We start from the raw sequence: 24,361 nt of genomic DNA, 5'->3' as shown, positions 1-24,361 counted from the left end.
CGGAGCCTGATCCGTCCCTAACGTCGGACCCGTGCTCCTCCACCTGAGAAGGATCCTCGCGGGCCTGTTGGCCCTGGTAGCCGTGGGCGTGGCCGTGCTGCCGGTCGACCCGACGGTGAACGTCGTCGTGGCCGCCCGCGACCTTGCACCGGGCGTGCCGTTGGGTGCGGACGACGTGCGGGTGGTCGCCGTGCCACCGTCACTGTCACCGTCCGGCGCCGTGCCGGAACGTGACGCGTTAGGCCGGCGCTTGGTGAGCGCGGCCCGTTCCGGCGAACCACTGACCGATGCCCGCCTGGCACCGGCCGACCCGGACGTGTCCTCGGTCGCCATCCGCCTCGCCGACGCGGGCGTGGTGGGCCTGCTGAGACCGGGAAGCCGGGTCGACGTCGTCAGCGCGGAGTCCCACGTGCTGGCCGCGGACGCTTCGGTCGTCGCGGTGCGCGAGGGCGAGGTCGTCGTGATCTCCGCCGAACGTGCGTCGGCACACCGAATAGCCGCCGCAACCCTAGCCGGCCCACTGGCCGTGATCCTGCGCTGACCCCGCACACCGCCCAACCCCCGACCTCGCCTACACCACCAACCTCGTCCACCAAGCCGGGCCTGAAGACGCCCCACCCACCTGCATCAACAGCAGGTTCGGTGTGCGGCGGCCGGCAGCCGCTGGTGGCAGCGGCGGGCAGCGCTCGGCGGGCACCGGGCAGGCAGCGGCTGCAGCGCTCTGCGGTCGGCCGGCACACCCACCGACCGCAGCGGTCCGCAGGCTGCGGGTAGCCGGCGGCGGGGTGCCGGCGGTCGGCGGCGGTCGGTCCGCGGCGGTCGGTCGACGGGCGGCGACAGGCGGCGGTCGGCGGCGGTCGGCGACAGGCGGTGGTCAGTAGGCGGCGACAGGCGGTGGGCAGAGGCGCCCAGCGGCGACAGCGGACAGCGGGCACCGCCCAGCAGCGGCAGAAGTCGACAGGAGGCGGACAGCGGCGGCAACGCGCAGCCGGCGACACAGAGCGCGGCAGCGGTGGGCGAGCAGCTGGCAGCACCCACCGGCCGCACGGACAGCGGGCAGCGCAGCGGCACGGGCAACCGGCCGCACTCACCGGCCGAGCGGTCGGCGGTCGGCGGGCAGAAGCGGCGGCGGCGGTCGGTGGCGGCAGCGGTCGGGGTGAGGTTGGTGGGGTGGGGAGCGGTGTTCTGGTGGGCTCAGGTCTAGAGCGGGGGCTGGTGGTGGCGACACACGGAGGCGGAGTGTTAGCGGGGTGGGGTGGAGCGGTTACCCTCCGCTCCACCCCACCTATACCCCCGAATGGAGGAGCCAGTCGTGATCAAGGGCTTCAAGGACTTCCTCATGCGCGGCAATGTGATTGATCTGGCCGTGGCAGTGGTCATCGGTACCGCGTTCACCGCGATCGTCACCGCGTTCAGCACTAACCTGATCAACCCGATCATCGCGCTGTTCGGCGGCAACAACATCAACGGGTTGGCCGTGCAGCTCGGCAAGAGCGACAAGACCATCGTGGACTTCGGTGCGATCATCACGGCGGCGATCAACTTCCTGATCGTGGCCGCCGTCGTCTACTTCATCTTCGTCTTGCCGATGAACAAGCTGAGGGAACGTCGCCAGCGCGGCCAGGAGCCCGGGCCCGTCGAGCCCACCGACGTCGAACTGCTCAAGGAGATCCGCGACCTGCTCGCCCAGCGCCAGCGTCAGGACTGACGCGACCGCCGGCGACACCGGAGTCGGCGGCCGAGACGGGACGGGGACGACCGGGGCTGCTGGGCGGCGCCCGGTCATCCGGTGCGGTGGCGGCCGTCGTGATGAAGGTCATGTCCGTCGACCACCACGGCCGAGGCTGGGCGGCGCCCGGCTCGGCCAGGGTCGGGTGGCGGGGCTGGAGGATCGGCGGGGCGCTAGCCGCCGTGGTGCGGCGGCCGGTTCTCCTCGTACCACCGGTCGTCGCGGCCGGTCGGGCGGGGTTCGTCCGACGAGTCCTCCGGCAGCACGTCGCCGAACACCTCGGCCAGCCGACGACGCCGCGCCGCCTCCTCCGCGGCCGAAGTGGCCGAAGTGGCGGAGGTGGCGGGGTCGGCGTCGTCAGCGGGCCCGGTCACGCCTCGTCCAACCCCGACAGCTGCTCGATCACGTACGGCACCAGCGCCGACAACGTCGCCATGCCGTCACGCACCGCCGACCGCGACCCGGCCAGGTTCACCACGAGGGTGCTGCCGGACACGCCGACCAGCCCCCGCGAGATCCCCGCGTCCACGGCACCCGCCGCCAGCCCCGAAGCCCGGAGCGCCTCGGCGATCCCGGCGATGGGCCGGTCGAGCACGCCCTGTGTCGCGTCCGGTGTCACGTCGCGCGGCGACACGCCGGTGCCGCCCACGGTGACGACCAGGTCGACACCACCGATCACCGCGGTGTTCAGCGCGGCGCGGATGCCCACGACCTCACCCTCCACCGCGACCGTGCCGTCGACGATGAACCCTGCTTCCTCCAGCAACTCGGTGACCAGCGGTCCTGTGCTGTCGTCGTGCTCACCGTGCGCCACCCGGTCGTCCACGATCACGACAAGGGCGCGTCCCAGTCGCTGCGCGCTGCGTTCCATGAACGCAACCGTAGCCAATCGGCGGATCTGACGGTTCCGTGACGTCACCCCGGCGCCCCGCGACTTCCCGCCGAACCACCCCTGACTTCGGTGACGTGCGCGTTCTCCGCACCGGCGGAGCCGGGTTCATCGGCTCACACATCGCCGACCAGTTGGCCGAAGAAGGCCACGACGTCGTCGTGCTCGACGCCTACCTCCCCCAGGCCCACCGCGACCGTCCACCCGTGACCCACGACGTCACCGATCCCGACACGGTGAAAAAACTCCTCGAAAGAGTGGACGTGGTCTGCCACCAGGCCGCCGTCGTGGGCCACGGCCTCGACCCGTCCGACGCACCCCTGTACGCCCGCAACAACGACCTCGGCACCGCCGTGCTGCTCGCCGCGATGCACGAGACCGGCGTGCGGCACCTGGTCCTGGCCTCGTCGATGGTGGTGTACGGCGAGGGCGGGTACGAGTGCGCCGAGCACGGCGTCTTCCGGGCCGCCCCACGCCGCCAGGCCGACCTCGACCAGGGCCGCTACGAACCGCCGTGCCCGCACTGCGGCAGCCCCCTGGAGCCGCGCCTGGTCCCCGAGGACGCCCCGCTGGACCCCCGCAGCACGTACGCCGCCGGCCGTTCGCGGCGGGCGTCAAGCAGTTCGCAACGGACCCCCTGCGCTGAGTGGCAGCCGCACCTCGAACCGGCAGCCGCGCCCGTGGTTGCGGGCGTCGATCGTGCCCTGGTGCGCCTCGACCAGGCCCCGCGCGATCGCCAGGCCGAGCCCGCCGCCGACCGGCTGCCGGTGCGGCGCGCCGCGGAACGCCACGTCGAACACGCGCGGCAGGTCGGCCTCCGGGATGCCGCCGCACCCGTCGTCCACGCGCAGCAGCGCCGACGAGCCGTCCACGTCCACCCGCACGGCCACCGTGCCGTCCGGCGGTGTGTGGCGGATCGCGTTGGACAGCAGGTTGCGCACCACGCGGGCCAGCTCCGGGTCGCTGCCCAGCACCACCGGCCACGTCGCCGCGTCCGCCCGCAACCGCACGCCCTTGCGCGACGCCACCGGGCTCTCCGCCGCCACGACCTCGCTGACCACGTCCGCCAGCGGCACCTCCGACAGCGTCAGCCGCAACGCGCCCGCGGTGATGCGGGACAGCTCGAACAGGTCGTCCACCATCCCGGACAGCGCCTCGGCCTCGGCGGAGATCCGCCCCGCGTAGTCGGTGACCTCGTCGCGCCGCGACACGACGCCGTCCGCCAGCGCCTCGGCCATGGCCCGGATCCCGGCCAGCGGTGTGCGCAGGTCGTGGCTGATCCACGCCACCAGCTCCCGCCGCGACGCCTCGGCCGCGCGTTCCCGCGCCCGCGCCTCGCTCTCCCACACGCTGCGCCGCGCCAGCACCCGGCCCAGCAGCACCGCCGTGGGCACCGTCACCAGCGCCACCAGCAGGCACACCAGCACGGTCGTGGTGAGGATCGGGGTGAACATGAACCCGCTCACCGCCAGCACGCCGCCGATGGTCGCGACCACCGGCACGATCGCCAGCACGGTCAGCGCCGTGGCCAGCGACCCGTTCTGCAACCGCCGCAGCACCACCGCCCCGAGCAGCGCCAGCGGCAGCGAGAACAGCACCGCGTACGGCAGGATGTGGTAGATCTCGACCAGCATCACGCACCGCCGTCGTACCGGTAGCCGACGCCCCACACGGTGGCGATCCGCACCGGCCGGGCCGAGTCGACCTCCACCTTCTCCCGCAACCGTCGCACGTGGACGGTCACGGTGGACTGGTCGCCGAACTCCCAGCCCCACACCCGCGACAGCAGCTCGCCCCGGCTGAACGCGGTGCCCCGGTGGGTCAGGAAGAACACCAGCAGGTCGAACTCCCGCGTGGTCAGCGACAGCTCGCGCCCGTCCAGCCACGCCGACCGCGCGCCCACGTCCACCCGCAGTCCACCGTCCTCCAGCACGGACGACGACCGCGTCGCCGCCACCCGCGACCGGCGCAGCACCGACGTGACGCGCAACGCCAGCTCACGCGGGCTGAACGGCTTGGTCACGTAGTCGTCCGCGCCGAGCTGGAGCCCGGCGATCCGGTCCTCCTCCTCGCCCAACGCGGTCAGCATCACCACCGGCACCGCGCTGCGCACCCGCAGTCGACGGCACACCTCCAGCCCGTCCACGCCCGGCAGCATCAGGTCCAGCACCACCAGGTCCGGCTCGCGCTCGGCGAACCGGTGCAACGCGCTCTCGCCGTCGCCGACCAGCTCCACCTCGTGCCCGGCCAGCTCCAGGTACCGGCGCACCACGTCGCGCACGGTCACGTCGTCGTCCACGACGAGCACCCGCCCGGTCGTCTCACCCATGTCCGCGCCTCACCAGTTGGTCAACAGGAGGTGGTTGACCGCGAGCGCGGTCACCGCTTGCGCCGCCGGCCACGTCCGCCGCCGGTCCGGCACGAGCACGACCAGCCACACGGTGAACGGCAGCCAGATCCGTTCCACCTCGGCCTTGCTCAACCCGGACAGGTCGGCGGCCAGGATGGCCACCGCCGCCGCTGCCGCCAGTGTGACGGCGCCCCCGGCAATTCCGGAAGAACCGCGCCACCGTGCCGCGAACGGCGCGAAACCACAGGCGAACACGGCGGCGGCCACCGGTGCCGGGCCTGGCGAAGACCCGGCTGTGCCCGCCCGCGACACCGGAGGAGGCGGCCGACGTCGCCGCCGCCGAGCTCCGGGCGGTCCTGCGGCGGATCACCGTGCTGCCGCAGCGGGGCGGGTCGTTCGCGGACCGCTCGGCCAACGCGCACGCCGACACCCACCGCACCGCCTCCGCCGCTGGAGTGTTCACTGTGGACGACGATTGGCGGCTGACCGTCGGCGCACGTCGGTTCTCCCGCCGGGAACTCGAAGCGCTGCCGCAGACCACGGCCGAGCTGCCGATCGCGTGCGTCGAGGGCTGGAGCGCGTCGGCGCGGTGGACCGGCGTGCCCGTGCGCGACCTGCCGGCGCCGGCGGGCGTCGAGCCCGGTGACGTCCGGGTGGAGTCGTTGGAGCGCGACGGCCTCTACCGCGCGAGCACGCTGCCCGCCGCGCACGCCCGCGACCCGTTGACCCCGCTCGCGCTGCGGGTGGACGGCGAGACCCTGCCGCTGGACCACGGCTACCCGTGCCTGCTGATCGCCCCGAGCCGACCGGGCGTGACGCAGACCAAGTGGGTCACCCGACTGGAGGTCATCCGCGTGGCCGGGCTGCTGGTGGCCGTCGCCGTGGTCTGGCTGGTAATCGGCGTCGCGGCCCTGATCAGCACGGCAAGAGGCCGCACGCCGACAGGTGACTGCCGGCATGCGGCCTCCACGACCGGCTCGGGGCACGTGAGCCGGGGCTCGCGGTGGCCGGTCGACCTCGACGACCGGCCTCGACGGGCTAGCGGACCTCGACGGGCTGGCTGCCGAGCGTCACCTCGACCGTGCGGTCCTCGCCGATGGTCAGCTGCACCTTCTCACCCGGCGCGCGGGACCGGACGGCGGCCACCAGGGCGTCGGAGGTGTCGATGGGCCGGTCGCCGAACCTGGTGATCACGTCACCGTTCTTGACGCCCGCCGCCTCGGCCGCGCCGCCACCGGTGACGGCGCGGACCTGCGCACCGCCCTCGGGGGCGTTGACGACCTGGACGCCGAGCACGGTCTGGTTCGCCTTGCCGGTCTCCGACAGCTCCTTGGCCGTGCGGCGGGCCTGGTCGATCGGGATGGCGAAGCCGATGCCGACCGATCCGCCCTGCGAGGACTGGCTGGAGTTCGGGCTGTAGATGGCCGAGTTGATGCCGACGACCTGGCCGCGCATGTTCACCAGCGGGCCGCCCGAGTTGCCGGGGTTGATCGCGGCGTCGGTCTGGATGGCGTTGAGCACGGTGTCCTCGCCGCCCTGCTGGCCGCCGGCGCGCACCGGGCGGTTCAGCGAGCTGACGATGCCGGAGGTGACCGTGCCGTTGAGGTCGAACGGCGAGCCCACGGCGACGACCTGCTGGCCGATCCGCAGGTCACCGGAGTTGCCCAGCTCGGCGGTGGGCAGGCCGGAGACGTCCTCCATCTTCAGCACGGCCAGGTCGGAGGTCGGGTCGCGGCCGACGATCCGCGCGTCGAACGAGCGGCCGTCCTGCAGCAGCACCTTCATCGGCCCGCCGTCCGCGGCGGACTCGACCACGTGGTTGTTGGTCAGCACCAGCCCATCGGAGCTGAGCGTGAAACCGGACCCGGCACCACCGGTGACCTGCACCTGCACCACGGTCGGCAGCACCTTCTGGGCGACCTGCTCGATCGAGCCGTCCGGCGCGTCGGCGCTCTGCTGCGCGGGCGGGGTCTGGCTGAGGGCGTTGACCACCGGGCGGGCGTCCTCGGCGGCCTGGAAGCCGACGTACCCGCCGACACCGCCCGCGATACCGCCTACTGCGAGCACGAGCGCGGCGACACCGGCCATGACCTTGCCGCGGCCCCGCGGTGGACGAGGTGGTGCGCCGACCGAACCGGGCGGCGCGTAGTAGGGGCCCGACACACCGGGCTGCGCCGCCCCGGAAGGGGGAGGGGTCGGCGCGCCGGGGTGGTCCGGGCCGGTCGGCGGCACGCCGTACGGGCCGGTGTGCTCCGGACGGCGGAAGCCGCCCTGCCAGGCCTCCGGCCCGGGTACCGGCAGTCCGGCGCCGCCCTGCACGGCGCCGGACCCACCGGTTGAGGTCTGGCCGGTGCCGCCCTGCACAGCACCGGCCACACCTGCTCCGACCGGACCGGTGCCGCCCTGCACGGCACCGGCCTGACCGGTTTCCGGCTGGCCGGCGGCACCCTGCGAGGCGGCCGGCGAGCCGAAGTCGTCCGGGTGGCCGGAGCGCCACTGCGCGTCCGACAACCCGGGCACGGACCCGGCGGCACCCTGCGGAGCGACCGGCGAGCCGAAGTTGGAGGTGGCAGCGGTAGTGGTCACGCTGTCCGGGTAGAGGTCGGCCGGGTGGCCGGTGTTCCCCCGCGGAACACCCGCCGACCCCGCCGCCGACCGGTCGGCCCCTGCCGCCGACCCGTCGGGCACGTCCTCCGGTCGCGCCGAGGCCCCCTGCCGGGCACCCTCCGCGCCGGTGGACCCCGACGAACCGGCGCCGCCCTGCACGGCACCGGAGTCGTCGGTGTCCGGCCGACCAGCACCCTGCGGCTGGTGGCCGGCGTCGTCATGACCGAGCCCGGCGCTCCCACGCGCCCACGGGCTCTGCGGCTGAGGCGGCTGCGAATGCGGAGGCTGCTTCGGCTGCTCGTCTTCGGTCATGTCCACCACTCTGCGGTGCCCGCCTGAGAGCAGCCTTAAACGAATCTGGGCATCCGTTGTGAGTCGGCCCCGAAGTCTCAGCCGCGCAACCTCTCGGCGATCTGCTCCGGCGTCGCGTCGTTCACCCACACGCCCATGCCCGACTCGGACCCGGCCAGGTACTTGAGCTTGTCCGCCGTCCGCAGCACCGAGAACACCTCCAGGTGCAGCCACGCCAGGTCACGCCCGGTGCGCACGGGTGCCTGGTGCCACGCCGCGATGTAGGGCAGCGGGCGGTCGTAGAGCGCGTCCAGGCGGTGCAGGACGGCCAGGTAGAGCGCCGCGAAGTCGTCCCGCTCGGCGTCGGTCAGCGCGGGCAGGTCCGGCACCTGGCGGTGCGGGACGAGGTGCACCTCCACCGGCCACCGGGCCGCGGCGGGAACGAACGCCGTCCAGTGCACGCCCTCCGCGATGACGCGGGTGCCCGCCGCCCGTTCGGCGGCCAGCACGTCACCCATCAGTGGACGGCCGTGCGTTTCCCGGTACTCCGCCGCGACGGCGAGCATCCGCTCCGTCTTCGGGGTCACGAAGGGGTAGCCGTAGATCTGGCCGTGCGGGTGCGACAGCGTCACGCCGATCTCTTCGCCCCGGTTCTCGAACGGGAAGACCTGCTCGACGCCCGGTGTCGCGTTCAACGCCTCGGTGCGGTCCGCCCACGCGTCCACGACGGTGCGCACCCGTGACGCGGGCAGCGAGCCGAACGACGTGTCGTGGTCGGAGGTGAAGCACATGACCTCGCACCGGCCGCGCCCGGCCGCCCGCGCCACCATCGGCATACCGTCCACAGTGGACGGCAGATCGGGCACGCCCTGCGCGAACGACGGGAACCGGTTCTCGAACACCACCACGTCGTAGGCCGACTCGGGGATCTCGGTCGGCTTGCCGGGCGTGGACGGGCACAGCGGGCACAGGTCGGCCGGCGGCTTGTACGTGCGGGTCTGCCGGTGGGCGGCCATCGCCACCCACTCGTTGGTCAACGGGTCCCGCCGCACCTCCGACAGCGGCTGCGTGCGCGGCAGGTCACGCGTGTCGACCGCGTCGCGCGGCGGCGCGTCGGGGGTGTCGTCGAAGTAGATGATCTCGCGACCATCCGCGAGTTTCCCCGCCGTGCGCCTCACGCCAGTTCCTCTCCGCGGCCCGGCACGTGCGCCAGGACCAGTTCGCCCACCTGCTCGCCGAGCACCGCGCGGGCGGGCTCGGCCAATCCCTCGTCGGTCACCAGCACGTCCGCCTCGTCCAGCGCGGCGATCGTGGAGATGCCGACGGTGCCCCACTTGGTGTGGTCGGCCACCACGACGACCCGCCCGGCCGCGTCGACCAGCGCCCGGTCGGTCTCGCTCTCGTTCAGGTTGGGCGTGGTGAAGCCGGAGCGCTCGGCCATGCCGTGCACGCCCAGGAACACCACGTCCAGGTGCAGCGACCGCAGCGCCTGCACCGCCACCGGCCCGACCAGCGCGTCCGATGGCGTGCGCACGCCGCCGGTGAGCACCACCGTGCGGTCGGTGCGCCCGCTCTGCTGCAGCACGTCGGCGACCCGGATCGAGTTGGTCACCACGGTCAGGTCCGGGATGTCGTCCAGGAACCGCGCCAGCGTCCACGTGGTGGTGCCGGCGGACAGGCCGATCGCGGTGCCGGGGCGCACCAGGCCCGCGGCGAACGCGGCGATGGCCTCCTTCTCCGGCAGCTGCCGGACCGACTTCGCCTCGAAGCCCGGCTCGTCGGTGCTGCGGCCGACCACGGACGTGGCGCCGCCGTACACCTTCTCCACCAGGCCGCGGGCGGCCAGCACGTCCAGGTCGCGACGCACGGTCATGTCCGAGACGCCCAGCCGGACGACCAGGTCGCTCACCCGCACCGCGCCGGTGCGGCGGACCTCTTCCAGGATCACCGCTTGCCGCTGGCGTGCCAGCACGTCACACCTCTTCTTCCCTGATCACGACGACGCCGCCGGCGGGCACGACCACGCGGCCCGACGCACGCGCGCCGGAGAGCAGCTCGACCCCCGCCGCGGACAGCTCGGCGTCGCGGTCGGAGTGGTTGACCGCGACCAGCCACGATACGGCGGAGCCGGCCACCGCACCGCGCCGACGCACCACCTCGACGTCGCCCCCGCCCGGCCCCGGCGGCACCCCGGCACCGGCGAGCGCGGTCCGCACCAGCCGCTCCAGCCCGTCACCGGTGAGGCCGCACGCCACGTACCAGGCCACGCCGTCACCGCGCTCGTTGCGGGTCACGGCGGGCACGCCGGGCAGCGGGCCGTCGGCGTAGGAGGCGACCACCTTGGCGCCGTCTGCGTGCAGGTGCTCGGTCCACACCTCGGCCGACGAGCCGTCGTCCAGCGCCACCGCCTCGCCCGCCCGCAGCGGGTGGAACTCCTCGGTCCGCACGCCGAGCAGCTCGCGGAACGCGCCGGGGTAGCCGCCGAGGTGCACGTGGCCGCGCGTGTCGGTGATCCCGGCCAGGTACGTGACCAGCAGGTGCCCGCCGCCCGCGACGAACTCCTCGTACGGCGTCACGTCGTCCACCGCGTACAGCGCGGGCACGACGGCCAGCCGGTAGCCGGACAGGTCCGCGCCGGGCGGCACGAAGTCGACCGTCACCCCGGCCCGCCACAGCGCCCGGTAGTAGGCGAGGGCGTGCCGGTGGTAGCCGAAGTCTTGGGTGGGGTGCGCGGGCTGGTCGAGCGCCGACCACGACTGCCAGTCGAACACGATCGCCACCGACGCCTCGACCGTCGAGCCGACCACCTCGGCGAGCCGCTGGTACTCCCCACCGACCTGCTCGACCTCGCGGAACACCTTCGTGTCCGGGCCCGCGTGCGGCACCATCGCCGAGTGGTAGCGCTCCGCGCCCGCCCGCGACTGGCGCCACTGGAAGAACAGCGTGCCGTCCGCGCCGTGCGCGAAGTGCGCGAACGAGTTGCGGCGCAGCTCACCGGGCAGCTTGGCGATGTTGCGCGGCTGCCAGTTCACCGCCGAGGTGGAGTGCTCCATCAGCAGCCACGGCTGCCCGCCGGCGAGGCCGCGCACGAGGTCTGCGGAGAACGCCAGGTCGACGTGCCGCTCGGGGTGCTCGGCCAGCGTGTAGTGGTCGTTGGAGACGAAGTCGACCTCGGCGGCCCACTGCCAGTAGTCCAGCGCGCGGAAGCCGGAGATGACCATGAAGTTGGTGGTCACCGGCACGCCCGGGGTGATCTCGTGCAGCACGTCCCGCTCGGCCTTGTACAGCTCCAGCAGCGCGTCCGAGCCGAACCGGTCGAAGTCGAGCAGCTGGCCCGGGTTGCCGAACGACGGCGTGGCGCGCGGCGGCAGGACCTGCTCCCACGAGGTGTAGCGCTGGCTCCAGAACGCCGTGCCCCAGGCCTCGTTCAGCACGTCCAGCGTGCCGTGGCGGTCGCGCAGCCAGGTCCGGAACGCCTCCGCGCACCGGTCGCAGTAGCAGCGGGAGACGTGGCAGCCGTACTCGTTGTTGACGTGCCAGGCGGCCAGCGCCGGGTGGTCGCGGTACCGCTCGGCCAGGGCACGGGCCAGCGCGACGGCCTTCGCCCGGTAGACCGGCGAGCTGGGGCAGTACGACTGGCGGGAGCCGTGCGAGAGCCGCACCCCCTCGGCCGTCACCGGCAGCATCTCGGGGTGCGCGGTGGTCAACCACGGTGGCGGGGAGGCGGTCGCGGTGGCCAGGTCGACCCGGATGCCGCCCGCGTGCAAACGGTCGAGCACGCGGTCCAACCAGCCGAACTCGTAGCGCCCCTCTTCCACTTCCAGCAAGGCCCACGAGAAGATCGCCACGCTCACCAGGTTCACCCCGGCCCGGCGCATCAGCTCGACGTCGTCGTCCCAGACGTCCTCCGGCCACTGCTCGGGGTTGTAGTCGGCGCCCCACGCCGGGCCGCGCACGCCGGTGGGCCAAATCGTCATGGCACAAGAGTGGTCGACTTACCCGGGAAACGTCAACACACTCCAACAAGAACCCTCGGATAGCTTGACATTCCGTGTGGCTCAGCCCACATTGTGAGTCCTCTTGTTGACTCTTTGTTCACTTGGTTCGCGCCGAGTGTCACCCGGAGGAGCGACGATGACGAGGTTCTCCGCCCCACCCCACCCCCTGCTGGGCCGACGCGCGCTGTTGAGGGCGATGGTCGCGGGCGCGGGCATCGCGGCCGTGCCCGGCCTGGCCGCGTGCGGCTCCGAAGGCGGTGCCGCCGCCACCGACACGGTGTCGTTCGGCAACAACGCCTCCGACCAGGTGCCGAAGGACGCGATCACGGCGGCGCTCAAGGCGTTCGAGGGCGAGTCCGGGCTCAAGGTCGCCATCAACACCAAGCAGCACGAGCAGTACCAGGAGCAGATCAACAACTACCTCCAGGGCAAGCCGGACGACGTGCTGGCCTGGTTCGCGGGCTACCGGATGCGGTTCTTCGCCGAGAAGGGCCTGACCGGCGACCTCAGCGAGGTCTGGTCGAAGGTGTCGGGCGGCTACGAGCCCGCGCTGAAGGAGGCGTCCACCGCCACGGACGGCAAGCAGTACCTGATCCCGTTCACCCAGTACCCGTGGGGCGTGTTCTACCGCAAGAGCGTGTGGCAGCAGCGCGGCTACGAGGTGCCGAAGACGCTCGACGAGCTGGTCTCGCTGTCCACCAGGATGAAGTCGGACGGGCTGGTGCCGATCGCGTTCGCGCAGAAGCAGGGCTGGCCCGGCATGGGCACGTTCGACCAGCTGAACTTCCGCATCAACGGCTACCGCTTCCACGTCGACCTCATGGCGGGCAAGGAGCACTGGCAGAGCCCGAAGGTGCGCGAGGTGTTCGACACCTGGAAGCGCCTGCTGCCGCTGCACCAGGAGAACGCGCTCGGCCGGGAGTGGCAGGAGGCCGCGCAGGCGTTGCAGCAGGGCAAGGCGGGCATGTACCTGCTCGGCTCCTTCATCGCCCAGCAGTTCAAGGGCGAGGAGGAGGACTTGGACTTCTTCCCCTACCCCGAGATCAACCCGGAGCACGGCCAGGACACCGTGGAAGCCCCGATCGACGGCTACATGATGGCCCGCAAGCCCGCCAACCCCGAGGGCGCGAAGAAGCTGCTGGAGTACCTGTCCGCGCCCGCCGCCCAGCTGCTCTACACCAAGGCCGACTCCGGCGTGATCGCCACGTCCAACAAGGCCGACACGTCCGGCTACAACTCGTTGCAGAAGAAGGCCGCGCAGGTCATCAAGGAAGCCGCGCACATCACGCAGTTCCTCGACCGCGACACCGACCCGCGCTTCGCCAGCGACGCGGCGACCAACGGGCTCAACGCGTTCATCCAGAACCCCGACGACCTCGACTCGATCCTCAAGGGCATGGCCGACCAGGCGAAGACGATCTTCACGGGGTGACGGCGTGACCGCCTTGGAATCTCCCGCGAAGCCCGCCGGGACGTCGGACCCCTCCCCGACGTCCCGGCGCGGCAGGCGTCGTGCCACCGCGCTGGCGCCACGCGACAAGCTCGTGCTCGGCCTGATGCTGGGCATCCCGTCACTGGTGCACCTGGCGCTGGTGTGGGTGCCCGCGCTCGGCTCGGTCGCGCTGTCCTTCAGCTCGTGGGACGGCATCGGCGGCTTCGCCGACATCGAGTGGGTCGGGTTCGGCAACTACGTCGACATCTTCACCCGCTACCCCCGGTTCTGGCCCGCGTTGCAGCACAACCTGATCTGGTTGCTGTTCCTGCTCGTCGTGCCCACGGTGGCGGGGTTGCTGCTGGCTGTTCTGCTGGATCGTCAGCTGCGGTTCGGGCGGATCTACCAGAGCGCGCTGTACCTGCCGATGGTGCTGTCGCTGGCGTTGGTCGGGTTCATCTGGCAGCTCATCTACCAGCCCGAGCAGGGATTGCTGAACAACGTGCTCGGCACCGCCGCCACCGACCCGGTGAACTGGCTGGGCGACCCGGACATCAACCTGTACGCGGTGCTGGTCGCGGCCGGGTGGCGGCACACCGGCTACATCATGCTGCTGTACCTGGCCGGGCTGAAGGCGGTGGACCCGGCGTTGAAGGAGGCCGCCGCGCTGGACGGCGCGACCGCGTGGCAGACGTTCTTCCGGGTGACGTTCCCGGTGCTCAAGCCGGTGAACGTGGTGGTGCTCGTGGTCACCGTGATCGAGGGCCTGCGGGCGTTCGACATCGTGTACGTGATCAACAAGGGCCGCAACGGGCTGGAGCTGCTGTCCGTGCTGGTAACCGACAACATCATCGGCGAGTCGAGCCGGATCGGGTGGGGGTCGGCGCTGGCCGTCGTGCTGCTGGTGATCTCGCTCGGGTTCATCATCACCTACCTGTTCCAGGTGTTCCGCGAGGAGGAACGCGCGTGACGTTCCGACGGAGTTCGATCCCTTGGCCACGCATCGCCCTGCACGTCTTCCTGGTCTTGACGTGCCTGGTGACCTTGGCGCCTCTGCTGTGGGCTTTGTACGCGTCGCTGCGGACGTACGACGACACGGCGCGCAACGGGTACTTCTCGGTGGCGGAGAGCCTGACGTTCGACAACTTCAGCACGGCGTGGACGCAGGCCGACCTGCCGCGCTACTACCTGAACACGTTGATCGTGACGGTGCCCGCGTTGGTGCTCGTGCTGCTGCTCAGCTCGATGGTGGCGTACGGGGTGTCGCGGTACAGCTTCCGGTTCAACCTGGTGCTGCTGATGCTGTTCACGGCCGGGAACCTGTTGCCGCAGCAGGTGATCGTGACGCCGTTGTACCGGCTGTACCTGCTCACGCCGTTGCCGTCGTGGCTGAGCGACAGCGAGCTGCTGCTGGACTCGCAGCTCGGGCTGGTGCTGATCCACGTGGCGTTCCAGTCCGGGTTCTGCGTGTTCGTGCTGAGCAACTACATGAAGACGATCCCGCGTGAGCTGGGCGAGGCCGCGCGCGTGGACGGCGCGGGCGTGTTCCGCCAGTACTGGCAGGTGATCCTGCCGCTGTGCCGTCCCGCGCTGGCCGCGTTGGCGACGCTGGAGTTCACCTGGATCTACAACGACTTCCTGTGGGCGCTCGTGCTGATCCAGACCGGCGACAAGATGCCGATCACGTCGGCCCTGCAGAACCTGAAGGGCACCTTCTTCGTGGACAACAACCTGGTCGCCGCCGGCTCCCTGCTGGTCGCCTTGCCCACCCTCGTCGTCTTCTTCGCCCTCCAACGCCAGTTCATCGGCGGCCTGACCCTGGGCTCCACCAAAGGCTAACCGCGAGAGTCCAACGCTCACGTCGCGAGAGTCGTACGTTCAGAGCACCTGAATTCAACACTCGGCAGACCGGTCGGTCGGTCCGAGCGTTGAATTCAGGGTGCGTGAGCGTTGGACTCTCGCGCGGTGAGCGTTGGACTCGCGCGCGGTGAGCGTTGGACTCTCGCGCGGTGAACGTACGACTCTCGCGGTTAGTGGTGGTGGAGGGTGGGGCGGCCAGGGAGGCGGAGGGTGAAGAGGGCGCCGCCCTCGGGGGCGCGGCCCACGTAGGCCAGGCCGCCGTGGCGTTCGGCGACCTGCTTGACGATGGCCAGGCCCAGGCCCGAGCCCGGGAGGGTGCGGGCTTCGGAGGATCGGTAGAAGCGTTCGAAGACGTGCGGCAGGTCGGCGTCGGCGATGCCCGGCCCGGAGTCGGCGACCTCGACGACCGCGCTGCCGTCGCCCAACTGCTTCAACGACAGCCGCACGACGCCACCCGTCGAGCTGAACTTGACCGCGTTGTCCAGGAGGTTCAGCACGGCACGTTCCAACGCACTCGAATCACCCAGAAGAGACCACGGCTGCAGCTCGACCACGAACTGGACGTCGGACGCACGGCGCTTCGCCCGGTCCAGCGCGCGCTCCACCACCTCGACCAGGTCCACCGGCTCGTGCACGACCTGCGGCGCGTCCTCCCGCGCCAGCTCGACCAGGTCACCGATCAACGTGGTCAGCTCGTCCAGCTGCGCCCGCACGTCGGCGTTGATCTCCGCCTTGTCCTCGTCGGACAACGTCGGCGCGTCCGGCCGCTCCGACGCCAGCAGCAGCTCCAGGTTCGTCCGCATCGACGTCAACGGCGTCCGCAGCTCGTGCCCCGCGTCCGCGACCAGCCGCCGCTGCCGCTCCTGCGACTCCGCCACCGCGCCCAGCATCGCGTTGAACCGCTGCGACAACAACGCCAGCTCGTCGTCACCGGACACCGGGATCGGCCGCAGGTCACCGGTCATCGCCACCCGTTCGGTGGCCTCCGTCAACCGCTGCACGGGCCGCAGCCCGGTCCGTGCCACCGCCGTCCCCGCCACCGCCGCGACCAGCACCCCCATCCCGCTGATCACGAACAGCACCACGGACAGCTTGCCCAGCGTGACGTTCAACGGCTTGGTGGACTGCGCGATCAGCATCGCCTGGCCGTCGCCGTACGGCACCGCGATCACCCGGAAGTCGGTGCGCAGGTCGGTCCAGATGTTCTCCAGCCGCGACCCGCGCGCCACGTCCAGGTCGGCGGGCTGGGTCGGCGGCGCGATCGTCCCCTTCGGGTACAGGATCTGCCCGGACACGTCCAGCACACCGATCCGGATGTCACCGGCGGCCAGGAACGCGCCGGGGATCTCGGTGACGTCGTTGTTGACCTTCGGCGCGTTCACCGCGGCCTGGGCGCGCTGCCGCAGGTTGGAGTCCATCTGGTCGTGCAGGTTCTGGCTCACCGTCATGTACGCGCCCAGCGACACGACGGCGACGGCTCCGGCCACGCAGAACGCGGCGAGCAGGGTCACCCGGGCCCGCAGCGACACCCGCTGGAGCCGCCCGTTGGCGGCACCGATCACGGAGGGGTCTCCCGCAGCACGTAGCCGACGCCGCGCACGGTGTGCAGCAGCCTGGGCTCGCCCTCGGCCTCGGTCTTGCGCCGCAGGTAGCCGACGTAGACCTCCAGCGCGTTGCCGGAGGTGGGGAAGTCGTAGCCCCAGACGTCCTCGAGGATCCGGCCGCGGGTCAGCACCTGCTTCGGGTGCGCCAGGAACAGCTCCAGCAGCGCGAACTCCGTCCGCGTCAGGCTGATCGGCCGTTCGCCGCGCCGCACGTCCCGGGTGCTCGGGTCGAGCTCCAGGTCCGCGAACCGCAGCACCGCGCCCGCGGGCTCCTCCGCGTCCGACGCCGCCCGCCGCAGCAACGCGCGCAGCCGGGCCAGCAGCTCCTCCAGCGCGAACGGCTTCGGCAGGTAGTCGTCGGCGCCCGCGTCGAGCCCGGACACCCGGTCGGACACCGCGTCACGGGCGGTGAGCACGAGGATCGGCAGGTCGTCGCCGGTGCTGCGCAGCCGGCGGCACACCTCCAGCCCGTCGAGCCGGGGCATCATCACGTCCAGCACCATGGCGTCGGGCCGCTGGGAGAGGACGGACTCGAGGGCCTGCTGGCCGTCGCCGGCAAGGTCGACCTGGTAGCCGTTGAACTGCAGTGAGCGACGAAGCGACTCACGCACGGCCCGGTCGTCGTCGACAACGAGGATGCGCATGTCGTCAGTCTTGCCCCTGGTCCTGAGAGCCGCCTGAGAAGCCGGTGTGAGCTACCCGTCAAGTTTGTGCACCACGGGTGCGTTCGCACCGCCGCGGCAGTACCCATCAGAAGTAGTCCGCCAACCTCGGCGTGCCCGGTGCGCCGACCAGCCGGTCGAGCAGGGCGGCGTCGCCGTCGAGCAGCCCGGCGCGGCGCAGGGCGTGGCTGTCGTGCATCCCGCTGAACCACGGCCCGAGGGCACGGGCGTGCAGCCGCACGGCGCCGCTGCCACCGGGCTCCACGCGCACCGCGCCGTCCTCCACCACCAGCCGCTGCCGTCCCGCGTGCCACGGCGCGTGCTCGTCGACCACGTCGAGGTCCACGACCGCGGGCTTCAGCCACCGCGCCGCGGGCCACCCCCGTGCCGCCACCGCCGCCGGCAGGTCCACCACGCGCAGCAGCCACGTGGACGCGGTCACGGTGTACTCGATCGCCTGGTTCGTCAGCAGCCCGGTCACGGCCGGGTCGGTGACCCGGACCGACGCCCGGTCCAGCACGCCCGCCCAGCTGCCCAGCTCCCGCAGCAGCCCGAGCTGGGTCGCCACGTCCCGCCCGACCAGGTCGAACACCCGCAACCCGGCCGGGCCCCGCGCGGCCGTGAGGTAGCCGCGCACCTCGCCGTCGTGGCCGGGCACCACCGTCACCACGTCCAGCTTCAGCACGTCGGCCACGTCGAACGTCGGCGCGGCGCGGTCCAGGAGCCCGTTCACGGTGGACGCGAGGTCGACGTAGCACGCGTGCAGCGCCTGGAGGTCATCCTCGCCGCCGGGCCGCGTCGGGACCCGCGCCCCGGCCGGCATCCGGTCCAGCGGGAACTCCAGGTGCTCGAACACCCCGGCCGCGTCCCACCCGCGCGACCGGTAGACCGCGGGCACGGTCGCGTACAGCACCGACACCGCCTGCCCGCATTCCCGCAGGTCCCGCAACGCCGCGTCGAGCAGCGCGCCGGCCACCCCGCGCCCCCGCGCCCAGGAGTCGACGGCCACCCCGCCGATACCGCCCATCGGCACCGGCGAGCCGCCCCAGAACTGGTGCATGTCCTTGATCGTCAGCACCCCCGCCGCACGCCCGTCCACCTCGGCGAGCAGCCCCCGCCGACCTGGCCGCAACGACGGCTCGGCGATGCTCCCGAACGCCACCCGGCGCAGCCGGTCGGCCTCCTCGACGTCCTCCGGCACCAGCTCTCGGATCCGCACAAGACCCTGCTTACCAGGTGAAGAAGCCCTGGCCGGTCTTCCGGCCGAGGTGTCCGGCCGCCACCTTCTCCCGCAGCAACGTCGGCGGCTCGAACCGCGGCCCCAGCTCCGCCGCCAGGTGCGAGGCGATGGCCAGCCGCACGTCCAGCCCGACCAGGTCCGTCAGCCGCAGCGGGCCCATCGGCCACCCGTAGCCCAGCCGCATGCCGGTGTCGATGTCCTCCGCGCTCGCGACGCCTTCTTCGAGCATCCGGATCGCCTCCATGCCGACCGCGACCCCGAGCCGCGACGTGGCGAACCCCGGCGCGTCCCGCACCTCGATCACGGTCTTGCCCAGTTCCTCGGCCCAGCCGCGGACCCGGGCCACCACGTCGGCGGCCACCCCGGCGTGGTGCACCAGCTCGACCAGCTGCTGCACCGGCACGGGGTTGAAGAAGTGCATGCCCAGCACCCGTTCGCCGGGCAGCCCCTCGGCCAGCGCCGAGATCGACAACGACGACGTGTTCGACGCCAGCACCGCGTCCGGGCACGCCGAAGCGGCTTCGCCGAGCACCCGCCGCTTCAGCTCGAGGTCCTCCGGCACGGCCTCGACGACCAGCGCGGCACCCCGCCCGACCTGCGTGTCCAGCCGTTCGACGACGGTCAGGCGCCGCGACAGCTCGTGCGGCGCGCCGTCCAGCCTGCCCCGCTCCGAGGCCTTCGCCAGCGACGCCTCCACCGCCCGCCGCGCCGCCGCGGCACGGTCCGCACCCGCCTCCACGAGCACCACCTCGTGCCCGCCGGCGAGGAGCAGGTGGGCGACACCGGCGCCCATCGTGCCGCCGCCGATCACCACCGCGATCATCGGGCCACGACCTCCGCGGCGAACATGGCGACCAGCTCGACGCCGCCGATCTCGCTCAGGTTCGCGCCCGCCGCCTGCCACTCCGGCGACCGGAACGCGTCCTTCATCGCGTCAGCGGACTCGAAGTACATCTCGGCCACGACGTGCAGTTCGTGCTCGCCGAGGAAACCGGGCACGAAGACGCGGGTGACCTTCGCCACCTCGGCCCGCAGCAGGCCCGGCGTCTGCTCGACCAGCGGCAGGTGGGAGGCGAAGTAGGCCTCGTCGAACGCTTCGACGTCGGCCGGTTTCCGGTACAGGGCGACGTACTTGACCATGTGACACCTTCCGTCCGGTTTCGCCAGCGAATGTAACACCGGCACGATGGGCAGGTGCGGATCATCCTGCTGCGCCACGGGCAGAGCCTGGGCAACGTCGACGAGCTGGCGTACTGCCGCGTCCCCGACCACGCCCTCCCGTTGACCGAACTGGGCGAACACCAGGCGAGGGCCGCCGGGCCGCGGATCAAGGAACTCCTCGACGGCGACCCGGCGGCCGTCTACGTCAGCCCGTACGTGCGGACCAGGGCCACCCTCCGCCACCTCGACCTCGGCGACCAGGTGGAGCGCACGGTCGCCGAGCCGAGGCTGCGGGAACAGGACTGGGGCAACCTCCAGGACCCCGTGCAGCAGGAGGTGCTCAAGCACCAGCGGCACGCGTTCGGGCACTTCTTCTTCCGGCTGCCCAACGGCGAGTCCGGCGCGGACGTGGACGACCGCCTGGCCGCGTTCCTGACCGACCTGGAGACCCGGATGCAGGACCCGGTCCACCCCGCCACGGCGCTGGTCGTCTCGCACGGCCTCACGATCCGCCTGCTGTGCCGTCGCCTGTTCGGGTGGAGCATCGAGCTGTTCGAGTCACTGTCGAACCTGGAGACGTGCGAGGACCGCGTCCTCACCCACGACGGCACGACCTGGCGCCTGGACCGCCCGTTCGACCAGTGGCGGACGTCCCCGGACGGCGAGACCCAGGGCCCGATCGGCTAGGCGGCCACCACGTCCGCGACCACGCACACCACGTTGTCCGGGCCGCCACCGGCGTTGACCCGCTCGACCAGCCGCCGCGTCACGTCCTCCGGCTCGCCCTCCGCCAGCACCTCGCGGACCTCGTCCTCGGGCACCACGGTGTAGAGCCCGTCCGAGCACAGCAGGTACCGGTCACCCGGCACGGCGTCGTGCAGCGCCAGGTCCGGCTCCACCGCCTTGCCGTGCAGCGCCCGCACCAGCAGCGACCGCTGCGGGTGGCTGAGCGCTTCCTCCTCCGTCAGCCGGCCCTCCGCGATCAACGACCGCACCGCCGTGTGGTCGTGCGTGATGCGGAACAGCCTCCCGCCGCGCAGCAGGTACACCCGCGCGTCACCGACGTGCACCAGGCCCAGCCGCGACCCGGACAGCACCAGCGCCGTCAAGGTCGTGCCGCTGCACTCGTCGACGGGGTTGGCCGACAGGTACTCCCCCACCGCCGTCCCCGCCTGCCGCACGGCGTCCGCGAGCGTGTTGAGCAGCTCGCCCGCAGGTATCGCGGTGTCCAACCCGGCCAGCGCGTCGATCGCCACCGAGCTCAGCGGCTCGCCCCGCGCGCCGAACCCGTCGGCCACGGCCAGCAGCCGTTCGCCCGCGTAGCCGACGTCCTGGTTCGACTCGCGCACGAGCCCTCGATCGGTCCTCACCGCGTATCGCAGCGTCACGGTCATGGTGTCGTCCTTCCCGGAGAGTTGTTCCACGAGGAAGGAGGCGAGGCTCCGCCGTGCCGCGGTGTCGGCCTCGACCTGCGCCCAGTAGGCGCGCACCTCGGCCGCGGCGTCCGCCGGGTCCAGCTCGCACACCCCTCGGATGCGGGCCAGCGGCATCCCGAGCCGGCGCAGCCACGCCACCAGCCGGGCCCGCTCCACCTGGTCCGGCGAGTACAGCCGGTACCCCGACAGCGGATCCACCCGGGCGGGCGTCAGCAGCCCCAGCTCGTCGTAGAGCCGCAACGCCTTCGGCGACAACCGCACCACCCGCGCGAACGCCCCGATGGTCAACAGCTCCACGCCTGCCCCCCTCCCTCGACCACGCACCCACCGTGCGGCTTCACCCAGGGTGAAGGTCAACCCACGGCGGAATCCACAATGGAGGGGGACCGATCACGCACCAACCCGCTCAGCGACACCGTCGACGCCACCGCCAGCACCGCCAGCGCCGGCCAGTCGGCGACCAGGTGCCCCTCGTCACCGACCACGAAGCTCCCGTACAGCCCCCAGCACTGCACCGCGGTCAGCGCCGCGCCGAGCACGGTCGTCCACCACGAGACGACCACCACGACCACCACCAGCAGGAGCAGGGCGAACACCGGCCAACTGCCCGCCAGCGCGGTCACCACCACTCCGCCCGCGAAACCCAGCGCGGACCCGTGCACCGTTCCGACCATGACCGGCCATTCAACGCCCAGTTGAGACGCACGCCACCCCTCCCTCGTCCAGGTTCACCGGATCGCGTGAGGCACGATCGTCCGAATGAGCTTCTACGACGTCCTGCACCGGCGACGGGACACCAGGGGCGAGTTCACCGGTGCCCCGATCCCGCCGGACGTGCTGCGCCGGGTGCTCACCGCCGCGCACGCCGCGCCCAGCGTGGGGCTGTCCCAGCCGTGGGACTTCATCGTCGTGCGCGACGAGCACACCCGCCGCGCGTTCCGCGACCACGTCCACGCCGAGCGCAGCGTCTTCGCCTCCGGGCTCGACGCCCGGCAGGCCGAGCTGTTCGCCCGGATCAAGGTCGAGGGCATCCTGGAGTCGTCCCTGGCCGTGGTCGTCACCTACGACCCCGATCGGGGTTCTCCGGCCGTGCTCGGCAGGCACGCGATCGCCGACGCCGGCCTCTACTCCGTCTGCCTGGCCATCCAGAACCTGTGGCTGGCCGCCACCGCCGAGGGCCTCGGCGTCGGCTGGGTCAGCTTCTACCGCGAGGACGTGCTGCGCCGGCTGCTGGACATCCCGCAACCCCTGCGCCCGGTGGCCTGGTTGTGCGTCGGGCCCGTCGCGTGCCTGCCGGACACCCCCGACCTGGAACGGCACGGCTGGCGCAACCGGTTGCCCTTGGAGGAAGTCCTGCACGAGGAGCGGTACACCCGGCGTTCCGGCCGGTAGCCTGTGGTAGCCGTGCCGGCGGCGAGCGGTCCCGCGTACCGCCTCGCCGAGTCGGAATGGAGTGTCAGCACGAGTGGAGCAGCGCGATCGGCTGGTAGCCGGACAGGTCCCGCAACTCGACCTTGAGGTCAAGGCGTTGCTGAACGCTGGCCGCCTGCCGGAGGCCAACACCCTGTTCGACCAGGTGGTGAGCCGCGTCCCACCCGGCGCCGACCGCTGGCAGCGCTCCGCCGTGCTGATCAACCGCGCCAAGCTGGCCTGGCGCCTCGGCCGCATCCCGCTGGCCCTGGAACTGGCCGCCGAGGGCTGGACCGACCTCGACGGCGAGGCGGGCGACAACGCCGCCGCCGCCCAGGCCATGCACGCCCTCGCCTACCTGCTGGAAGGCATCGGCAACCGCCGTGCCGCGGTGGACATGCTCCGCCTGTCCGTCCAGGTGGCCCGCCGCGCCGCCGCCGGCGAGATCCTGGGCCACTGCCTGCAGGGCCTGGGCGGCACGCTGAACTTCCGCGCGATCTCGTCGGACCCCGAACGCGCCCCGGCGATCTTCGAAGAGGCCCGCGGCTACCTCAAAGAGGGCCTCGAACTCGCCCAGGACCACCAGATGCGGCGTGCCCTCCTCGCCGCCTACAGCCGTTCGCTGGCTGGCGTCGGCGAGCTGGACCAGGCCGAGGAGAACGCCCAGGAGGCCCTGCGCCAAGCCCAGGAGGCCGGCGACAAGTGGGCCTCCGCCGTCGCCTGCTGGGTGCTCGCCGTCGTCCGGCGCGACCAGGGTGACCTGGTCCAGGCCCGCACCCTGGCCAGCCGCGCCGTCGCCGCCTCGGAGTCGATCAACGACCCGTCCCTCCTGCTGCGCTTCTCCCTCGACCTGGCCGACATCTGCGCCGAGATGGGCGACCACGTGGGTGAGGCCACCGCCCTGCGCTGCTCGGTGGCCGCCGGCCGCACCGCCACCGAGACGCTCCAGGAAGGACTGGGCCAGGCGCTCGAACAACGCCGCGTCGCCGTCCAAGCCCAACGCCTGGCCGTCGCCGCCCAGGAAGCCGCCGCCCGCGACCCCCTCACCGGCCTGGCGAACCGCCTGGGCCTGGAACGCGCCGCCGCCGGCCTGCTGGAATCCACCGCCGCCCGCGGCCGGGTCCCGTGGCTCGTCCTGGTCGACGTGGACCGCTTCAAGGGCGTGAACGACGACGCCGGCCACGCCGCCGGCGACGCCACCCTGCGCGAGATCGCCCAACTGCTGCGACGCGAGTGCCGTGCCGCCGACCTGGTCGCCCGCTGGGCGGGCGACGAGTTCGTCGTCCTCCTCGGCGACACAGACGGCAACACCCTCGAAGTGGGCCCGACCGTCGCCGAACGCATCCGCGCCGCCGTCGACAGCCACGACTGGACCGTCGTCCTGGGCACCACCAGACGCCCCACCGTCAGCATCGGCGTCGCCGCCGGACCGGCCAAACTGGACCAACTGTTCGCCGCCGCCGACATGGCCCTCTACCGCGCCAAACGCCACGGCCGCAACCGCGTCGAAGTCGAACCCCACCTCGTCGTCCCGGAAACCGTCTCCGGCAACTGACCGAACGCCAACGCCACCACCGCACCGACAGCCCCACAACAGACCCGCACCCACCACCAAGGCACAACCCCCACGTGCCGACATCGGACCACATCGAACCCGCAGCGGGACCGCAAAAGGCCCGATTTCACATGGGG

General features: G+C 72.2%; 25 protein-coding genes and 2 pseudogenes. 11 read left to right on the top strand and 16 right to left on the bottom strand.

Features of this window, described 5'->3' with window-relative positions; genetic code table 11:
* Positions 1-31 precede the first annotated feature (31 nt).
* The 3 genes from B0I31_RS22000 (at position 32) to mscL (ending at position 1,708) form a co-directional block, all read left to right on the top strand.
* Positions 32-541 (top strand): SAF domain-containing protein, encoded by a 510-nt coding sequence (locus tag B0I31_RS22000; protein ID WP_106617259.1) that lies wholly within the window; start codon positions 32-34, stop codon positions 539-541.
* Between the two features lie 471 nt (positions 542-1,012).
* On the top strand, positions 1,013-1,204 hold the full coding sequence (locus B0I31_RS21995; RefSeq protein ID WP_106617258.1) for a hypothetical protein: 192 nt from the start codon (positions 1,013-1,015) through the stop codon (positions 1,202-1,204).
* Between the two features lie 108 nt (positions 1,205-1,312).
* Positions 1,313-1,708, top strand: coding sequence for a large-conductance mechanosensitive channel protein MscL (mscL, locus tag B0I31_RS21990; protein WP_106617257.1), 396 nt, complete (start codon positions 1,313-1,315; stop codon positions 1,706-1,708).
* Positions 1,709-1,902: 194 nt separating this feature from the next.
* On the opposite strand, the gene B0I31_RS21985 is transcribed toward mscL, so the two are convergent.
* The gene (locus B0I31_RS21985; protein WP_106617256.1) at positions 1,903-2,103 is read right to left on the bottom strand and encodes a hypothetical protein; all 201 of its coding nucleotides are present in this window, start codon (positions 2,101-2,103) and stop codon (positions 1,903-1,905) included.
* Positions 2,100-2,600 (bottom strand): MogA/MoaB family molybdenum cofactor biosynthesis protein, encoded by a 501-nt coding sequence (locus B0I31_RS21980; protein WP_015098113.1) that lies wholly within the window; start codon positions 2,598-2,600, stop codon positions 2,100-2,102. The genes B0I31_RS21985 and B0I31_RS21980 overlap by 4 nt, the downstream gene beginning before the upstream one ends.
* Before the next feature lie 38 nt (positions 2,601-2,638).
* On the opposite strand from B0I31_RS21980, the pseudogene B0I31_RS43115 reads away from it, so the two are divergent.
* A pseudogene (locus B0I31_RS43115) lies at positions 2,639-2,992 on the top strand (NAD-dependent epimerase/dehydratase family protein); the annotation flags it as partial.
* A gap of 240 nt (positions 2,993-3,232) precedes the next feature.
* Here the strand turns inward: B0I31_RS43115 and B0I31_RS41840 are convergent.
* Genes B0I31_RS41840 through B0I31_RS21965 form a run of 3 tightly spaced genes read right to left on the bottom strand, consistent with a single transcriptional unit; the run spans position 3,233 to position 5,130 of the window.
* The gene (locus B0I31_RS41840) at positions 3,233-4,252 is read right to left on the bottom strand and encodes a sensor histidine kinase (RefSeq protein WP_245950222.1); all 1,020 of its coding nucleotides are present in this window, start codon (positions 4,250-4,252) and stop codon (positions 3,233-3,235) included.
* Positions 4,252-4,947 (bottom strand): response regulator transcription factor, encoded by a 696-nt coding sequence (locus B0I31_RS21970; RefSeq protein WP_181320279.1) that lies wholly within the window; start codon positions 4,945-4,947, stop codon positions 4,252-4,254. Before B0I31_RS21970 ends, B0I31_RS41840 begins: the two co-directional genes overlap by 1 nt.
* Positions 4,948-4,956: 9 nt before the next feature.
* Positions 4,957-5,130: a hypothetical protein gene (locus B0I31_RS21965; protein WP_425444383.1), complete on the bottom strand. Its 174-nt coding sequence runs from the start codon at positions 5,128-5,130 to the stop codon at positions 4,957-4,959.
* 59 nt (positions 5,131-5,189) lie between these two features.
* On the opposite strand from B0I31_RS21965, the pseudogene B0I31_RS21960 reads away from it, so the two are divergent.
* Positions 5,190-5,807, top strand: a pseudogene (locus B0I31_RS21960) (molybdopterin-dependent oxidoreductase); the annotation flags it as partial.
* A gap of 199 nt (positions 5,808-6,006) precedes the next feature.
* Here B0I31_RS21960 and B0I31_RS40740 read toward each other — a convergent pair.
* The 4 genes from B0I31_RS40740 to B0I31_RS21940 form a co-directional block, all read right to left on the bottom strand.
* Positions 6,007-7,887 carry a trypsin-like peptidase domain-containing protein gene (locus B0I31_RS40740; protein ID WP_181320278.1) on the bottom strand — a complete coding sequence of 627 codons (1,881 nt, stop codon included), beginning with the start codon at positions 7,885-7,887 and terminating at the stop codon, positions 6,007-6,009.
* A gap of 77 nt (positions 7,888-7,964) precedes the next feature.
* Positions 7,965-9,044, bottom strand: a complete 1,080-nt coding sequence (galT, locus tag B0I31_RS21950) for a galactose-1-phosphate uridylyltransferase (RefSeq protein ID WP_106617255.1) — start codon at positions 9,042-9,044, stop codon at positions 7,965-7,967.
* Positions 9,041-9,838: a DeoR/GlpR family DNA-binding transcription regulator gene (locus tag B0I31_RS21945; protein ID WP_106617254.1), complete on the bottom strand. Its 798-nt coding sequence runs from the start codon at positions 9,836-9,838 to the stop codon at positions 9,041-9,043. The genes galT and B0I31_RS21945 overlap by 4 nt, the downstream gene beginning before the upstream one ends.
* 1 nt (position 9,839) lies before the next feature.
* Complete coding sequence (locus B0I31_RS21940) at positions 9,840-11,843, bottom strand: beta-galactosidase (protein ID WP_106617253.1); 2,004 nt, start codon at positions 11,841-11,843, stop codon at positions 9,840-9,842.
* Between the two features lie 157 nt (positions 11,844-12,000).
* Here B0I31_RS21940 and B0I31_RS21935 point away from each other — a divergent pair, with 157 nt between their 5' ends.
* Genes B0I31_RS21935 through B0I31_RS21925 form a run of 3 tightly spaced genes read left to right on the top strand, consistent with a single transcriptional unit; the run spans position 12,001 to position 15,135 of the window.
* Positions 12,001-13,296, top strand: a complete 1,296-nt coding sequence (locus tag B0I31_RS21935) for an ABC transporter substrate-binding protein (protein WP_106617252.1) — start codon at positions 12,001-12,003, stop codon at positions 13,294-13,296.
* Positions 13,297-13,300: 4 nt separating this feature from the next.
* Positions 13,301-14,266, top strand: a complete 966-nt coding sequence (locus B0I31_RS21930; RefSeq protein ID WP_245950220.1) for a carbohydrate ABC transporter permease — start codon at positions 13,301-13,303, stop codon at positions 14,264-14,266.
* Complete coding sequence (locus tag B0I31_RS21925; protein WP_106617251.1) at positions 14,263-15,135, top strand: carbohydrate ABC transporter permease; 873 nt, start codon at positions 14,263-14,265, stop codon at positions 15,133-15,135. Before B0I31_RS21930 ends, B0I31_RS21925 begins: the two co-directional genes overlap by 4 nt.
* Positions 15,136-15,326: 191 nt before the next feature.
* Here the strand turns inward: B0I31_RS21925 and B0I31_RS21920 are convergent, their stop codons facing one another.
* The 5 genes from B0I31_RS21920 to B0I31_RS21900 all read right to left on the bottom strand — a co-directional run bounded on the left by B0I31_RS21920 (position 15,327) and on the right by B0I31_RS21900 (position 19,802).
* Positions 15,327-16,718: a sensor histidine kinase gene (locus tag B0I31_RS21920; RefSeq protein ID WP_106617250.1), complete on the bottom strand. Its 1,392-nt coding sequence runs from the start codon at positions 16,716-16,718 to the stop codon at positions 15,327-15,329.
* The gene (locus B0I31_RS21915; protein WP_106617249.1) at positions 16,715-17,404 is read right to left on the bottom strand and encodes a response regulator transcription factor; all 690 of its coding nucleotides are present in this window, start codon (positions 17,402-17,404) and stop codon (positions 16,715-16,717) included. The genes B0I31_RS21920 and B0I31_RS21915 overlap by 4 nt, the downstream gene beginning before the upstream one ends.
* Positions 17,405-17,510: 106 nt before the next feature.
* A complete protein-coding gene (locus tag B0I31_RS21910; protein ID WP_106617248.1) occupies positions 17,511-18,641 on the bottom strand; it encodes a GNAT family N-acetyltransferase in 1,131 nt (376 codons plus the stop codon).
* A 10-nt stretch (positions 18,642-18,651) separates the two neighbouring features.
* A complete protein-coding gene (locus B0I31_RS21905; RefSeq protein WP_106617247.1) occupies positions 18,652-19,485 on the bottom strand; it encodes a 3-hydroxyacyl-CoA dehydrogenase family protein in 834 nt (277 codons plus the stop codon).
* Positions 19,482-19,802 (bottom strand): EthD family reductase, encoded by a 321-nt coding sequence (locus tag B0I31_RS21900; protein ID WP_106617246.1) that lies wholly within the window; start codon positions 19,800-19,802, stop codon positions 19,482-19,484. Before B0I31_RS21900 ends, B0I31_RS21905 begins: the two co-directional genes overlap by 4 nt.
* 54 nt (positions 19,803-19,856) lie before the next feature.
* Here B0I31_RS21900 and B0I31_RS21895 point away from each other — a divergent pair, with 54 nt between their 5' ends.
* Positions 19,857-20,510 carry a histidine phosphatase family protein gene (locus B0I31_RS21895; RefSeq protein WP_106617245.1) on the top strand — a complete coding sequence of 218 codons (654 nt, stop codon included), beginning with the start codon at positions 19,857-19,859 and terminating at the stop codon, positions 20,508-20,510.
* Here the strand turns inward: B0I31_RS21895 and B0I31_RS21890 are convergent.
* Positions 20,507-21,556 carry a MerR family transcriptional regulator gene (locus B0I31_RS21890; protein WP_106617244.1) on the bottom strand — a complete coding sequence of 350 codons (1,050 nt, stop codon included), beginning with the start codon at positions 21,554-21,556 and terminating at the stop codon, positions 20,507-20,509. The two genes, B0I31_RS21895 and B0I31_RS21890, sit on opposite strands and share 4 nt — an antisense overlap.
* A 56-nt stretch (positions 21,557-21,612) precedes the next feature.
* Positions 21,613-21,933: a hypothetical protein gene (locus B0I31_RS21885; protein ID WP_106617243.1), complete on the bottom strand. Its 321-nt coding sequence runs from the start codon at positions 21,931-21,933 to the stop codon at positions 21,613-21,615.
* A gap of 85 nt (positions 21,934-22,018) precedes the next feature.
* Here B0I31_RS21885 and bluB point away from each other — a divergent pair, with 85 nt between their 5' ends.
* Together bluB and B0I31_RS21875 are read left to right on the top strand one after the other, a co-directional pair.
* Complete coding sequence (gene bluB, locus B0I31_RS21880) at positions 22,019-22,651, top strand: 5,6-dimethylbenzimidazole synthase (RefSeq protein WP_106617242.1); 633 nt, start codon at positions 22,019-22,021, stop codon at positions 22,649-22,651.
* Positions 22,652-22,724: 73 nt separating this feature from the next.
* Positions 22,725-24,224 carry a GGDEF domain-containing protein gene (locus tag B0I31_RS21875; protein WP_106617241.1) on the top strand — a complete coding sequence of 500 codons (1,500 nt, stop codon included), beginning with the start codon at positions 22,725-22,727 and terminating at the stop codon, positions 24,222-24,224.
* Positions 24,225-24,361 lie beyond the last annotated feature (137 nt).

The sequence above is a fragment of the Saccharothrix carnea genome, assembly GCF_003014735.1.
GTDB lineage: Bacteria > Actinomycetota > Actinomycetes > Mycobacteriales > Pseudonocardiaceae > Actinosynnema > Actinosynnema carneum.
The sequence above is the reverse complement of the archived record's forward strand: the minus strand, read 5'-3'. Positions and strand labels throughout refer to the sequence as shown.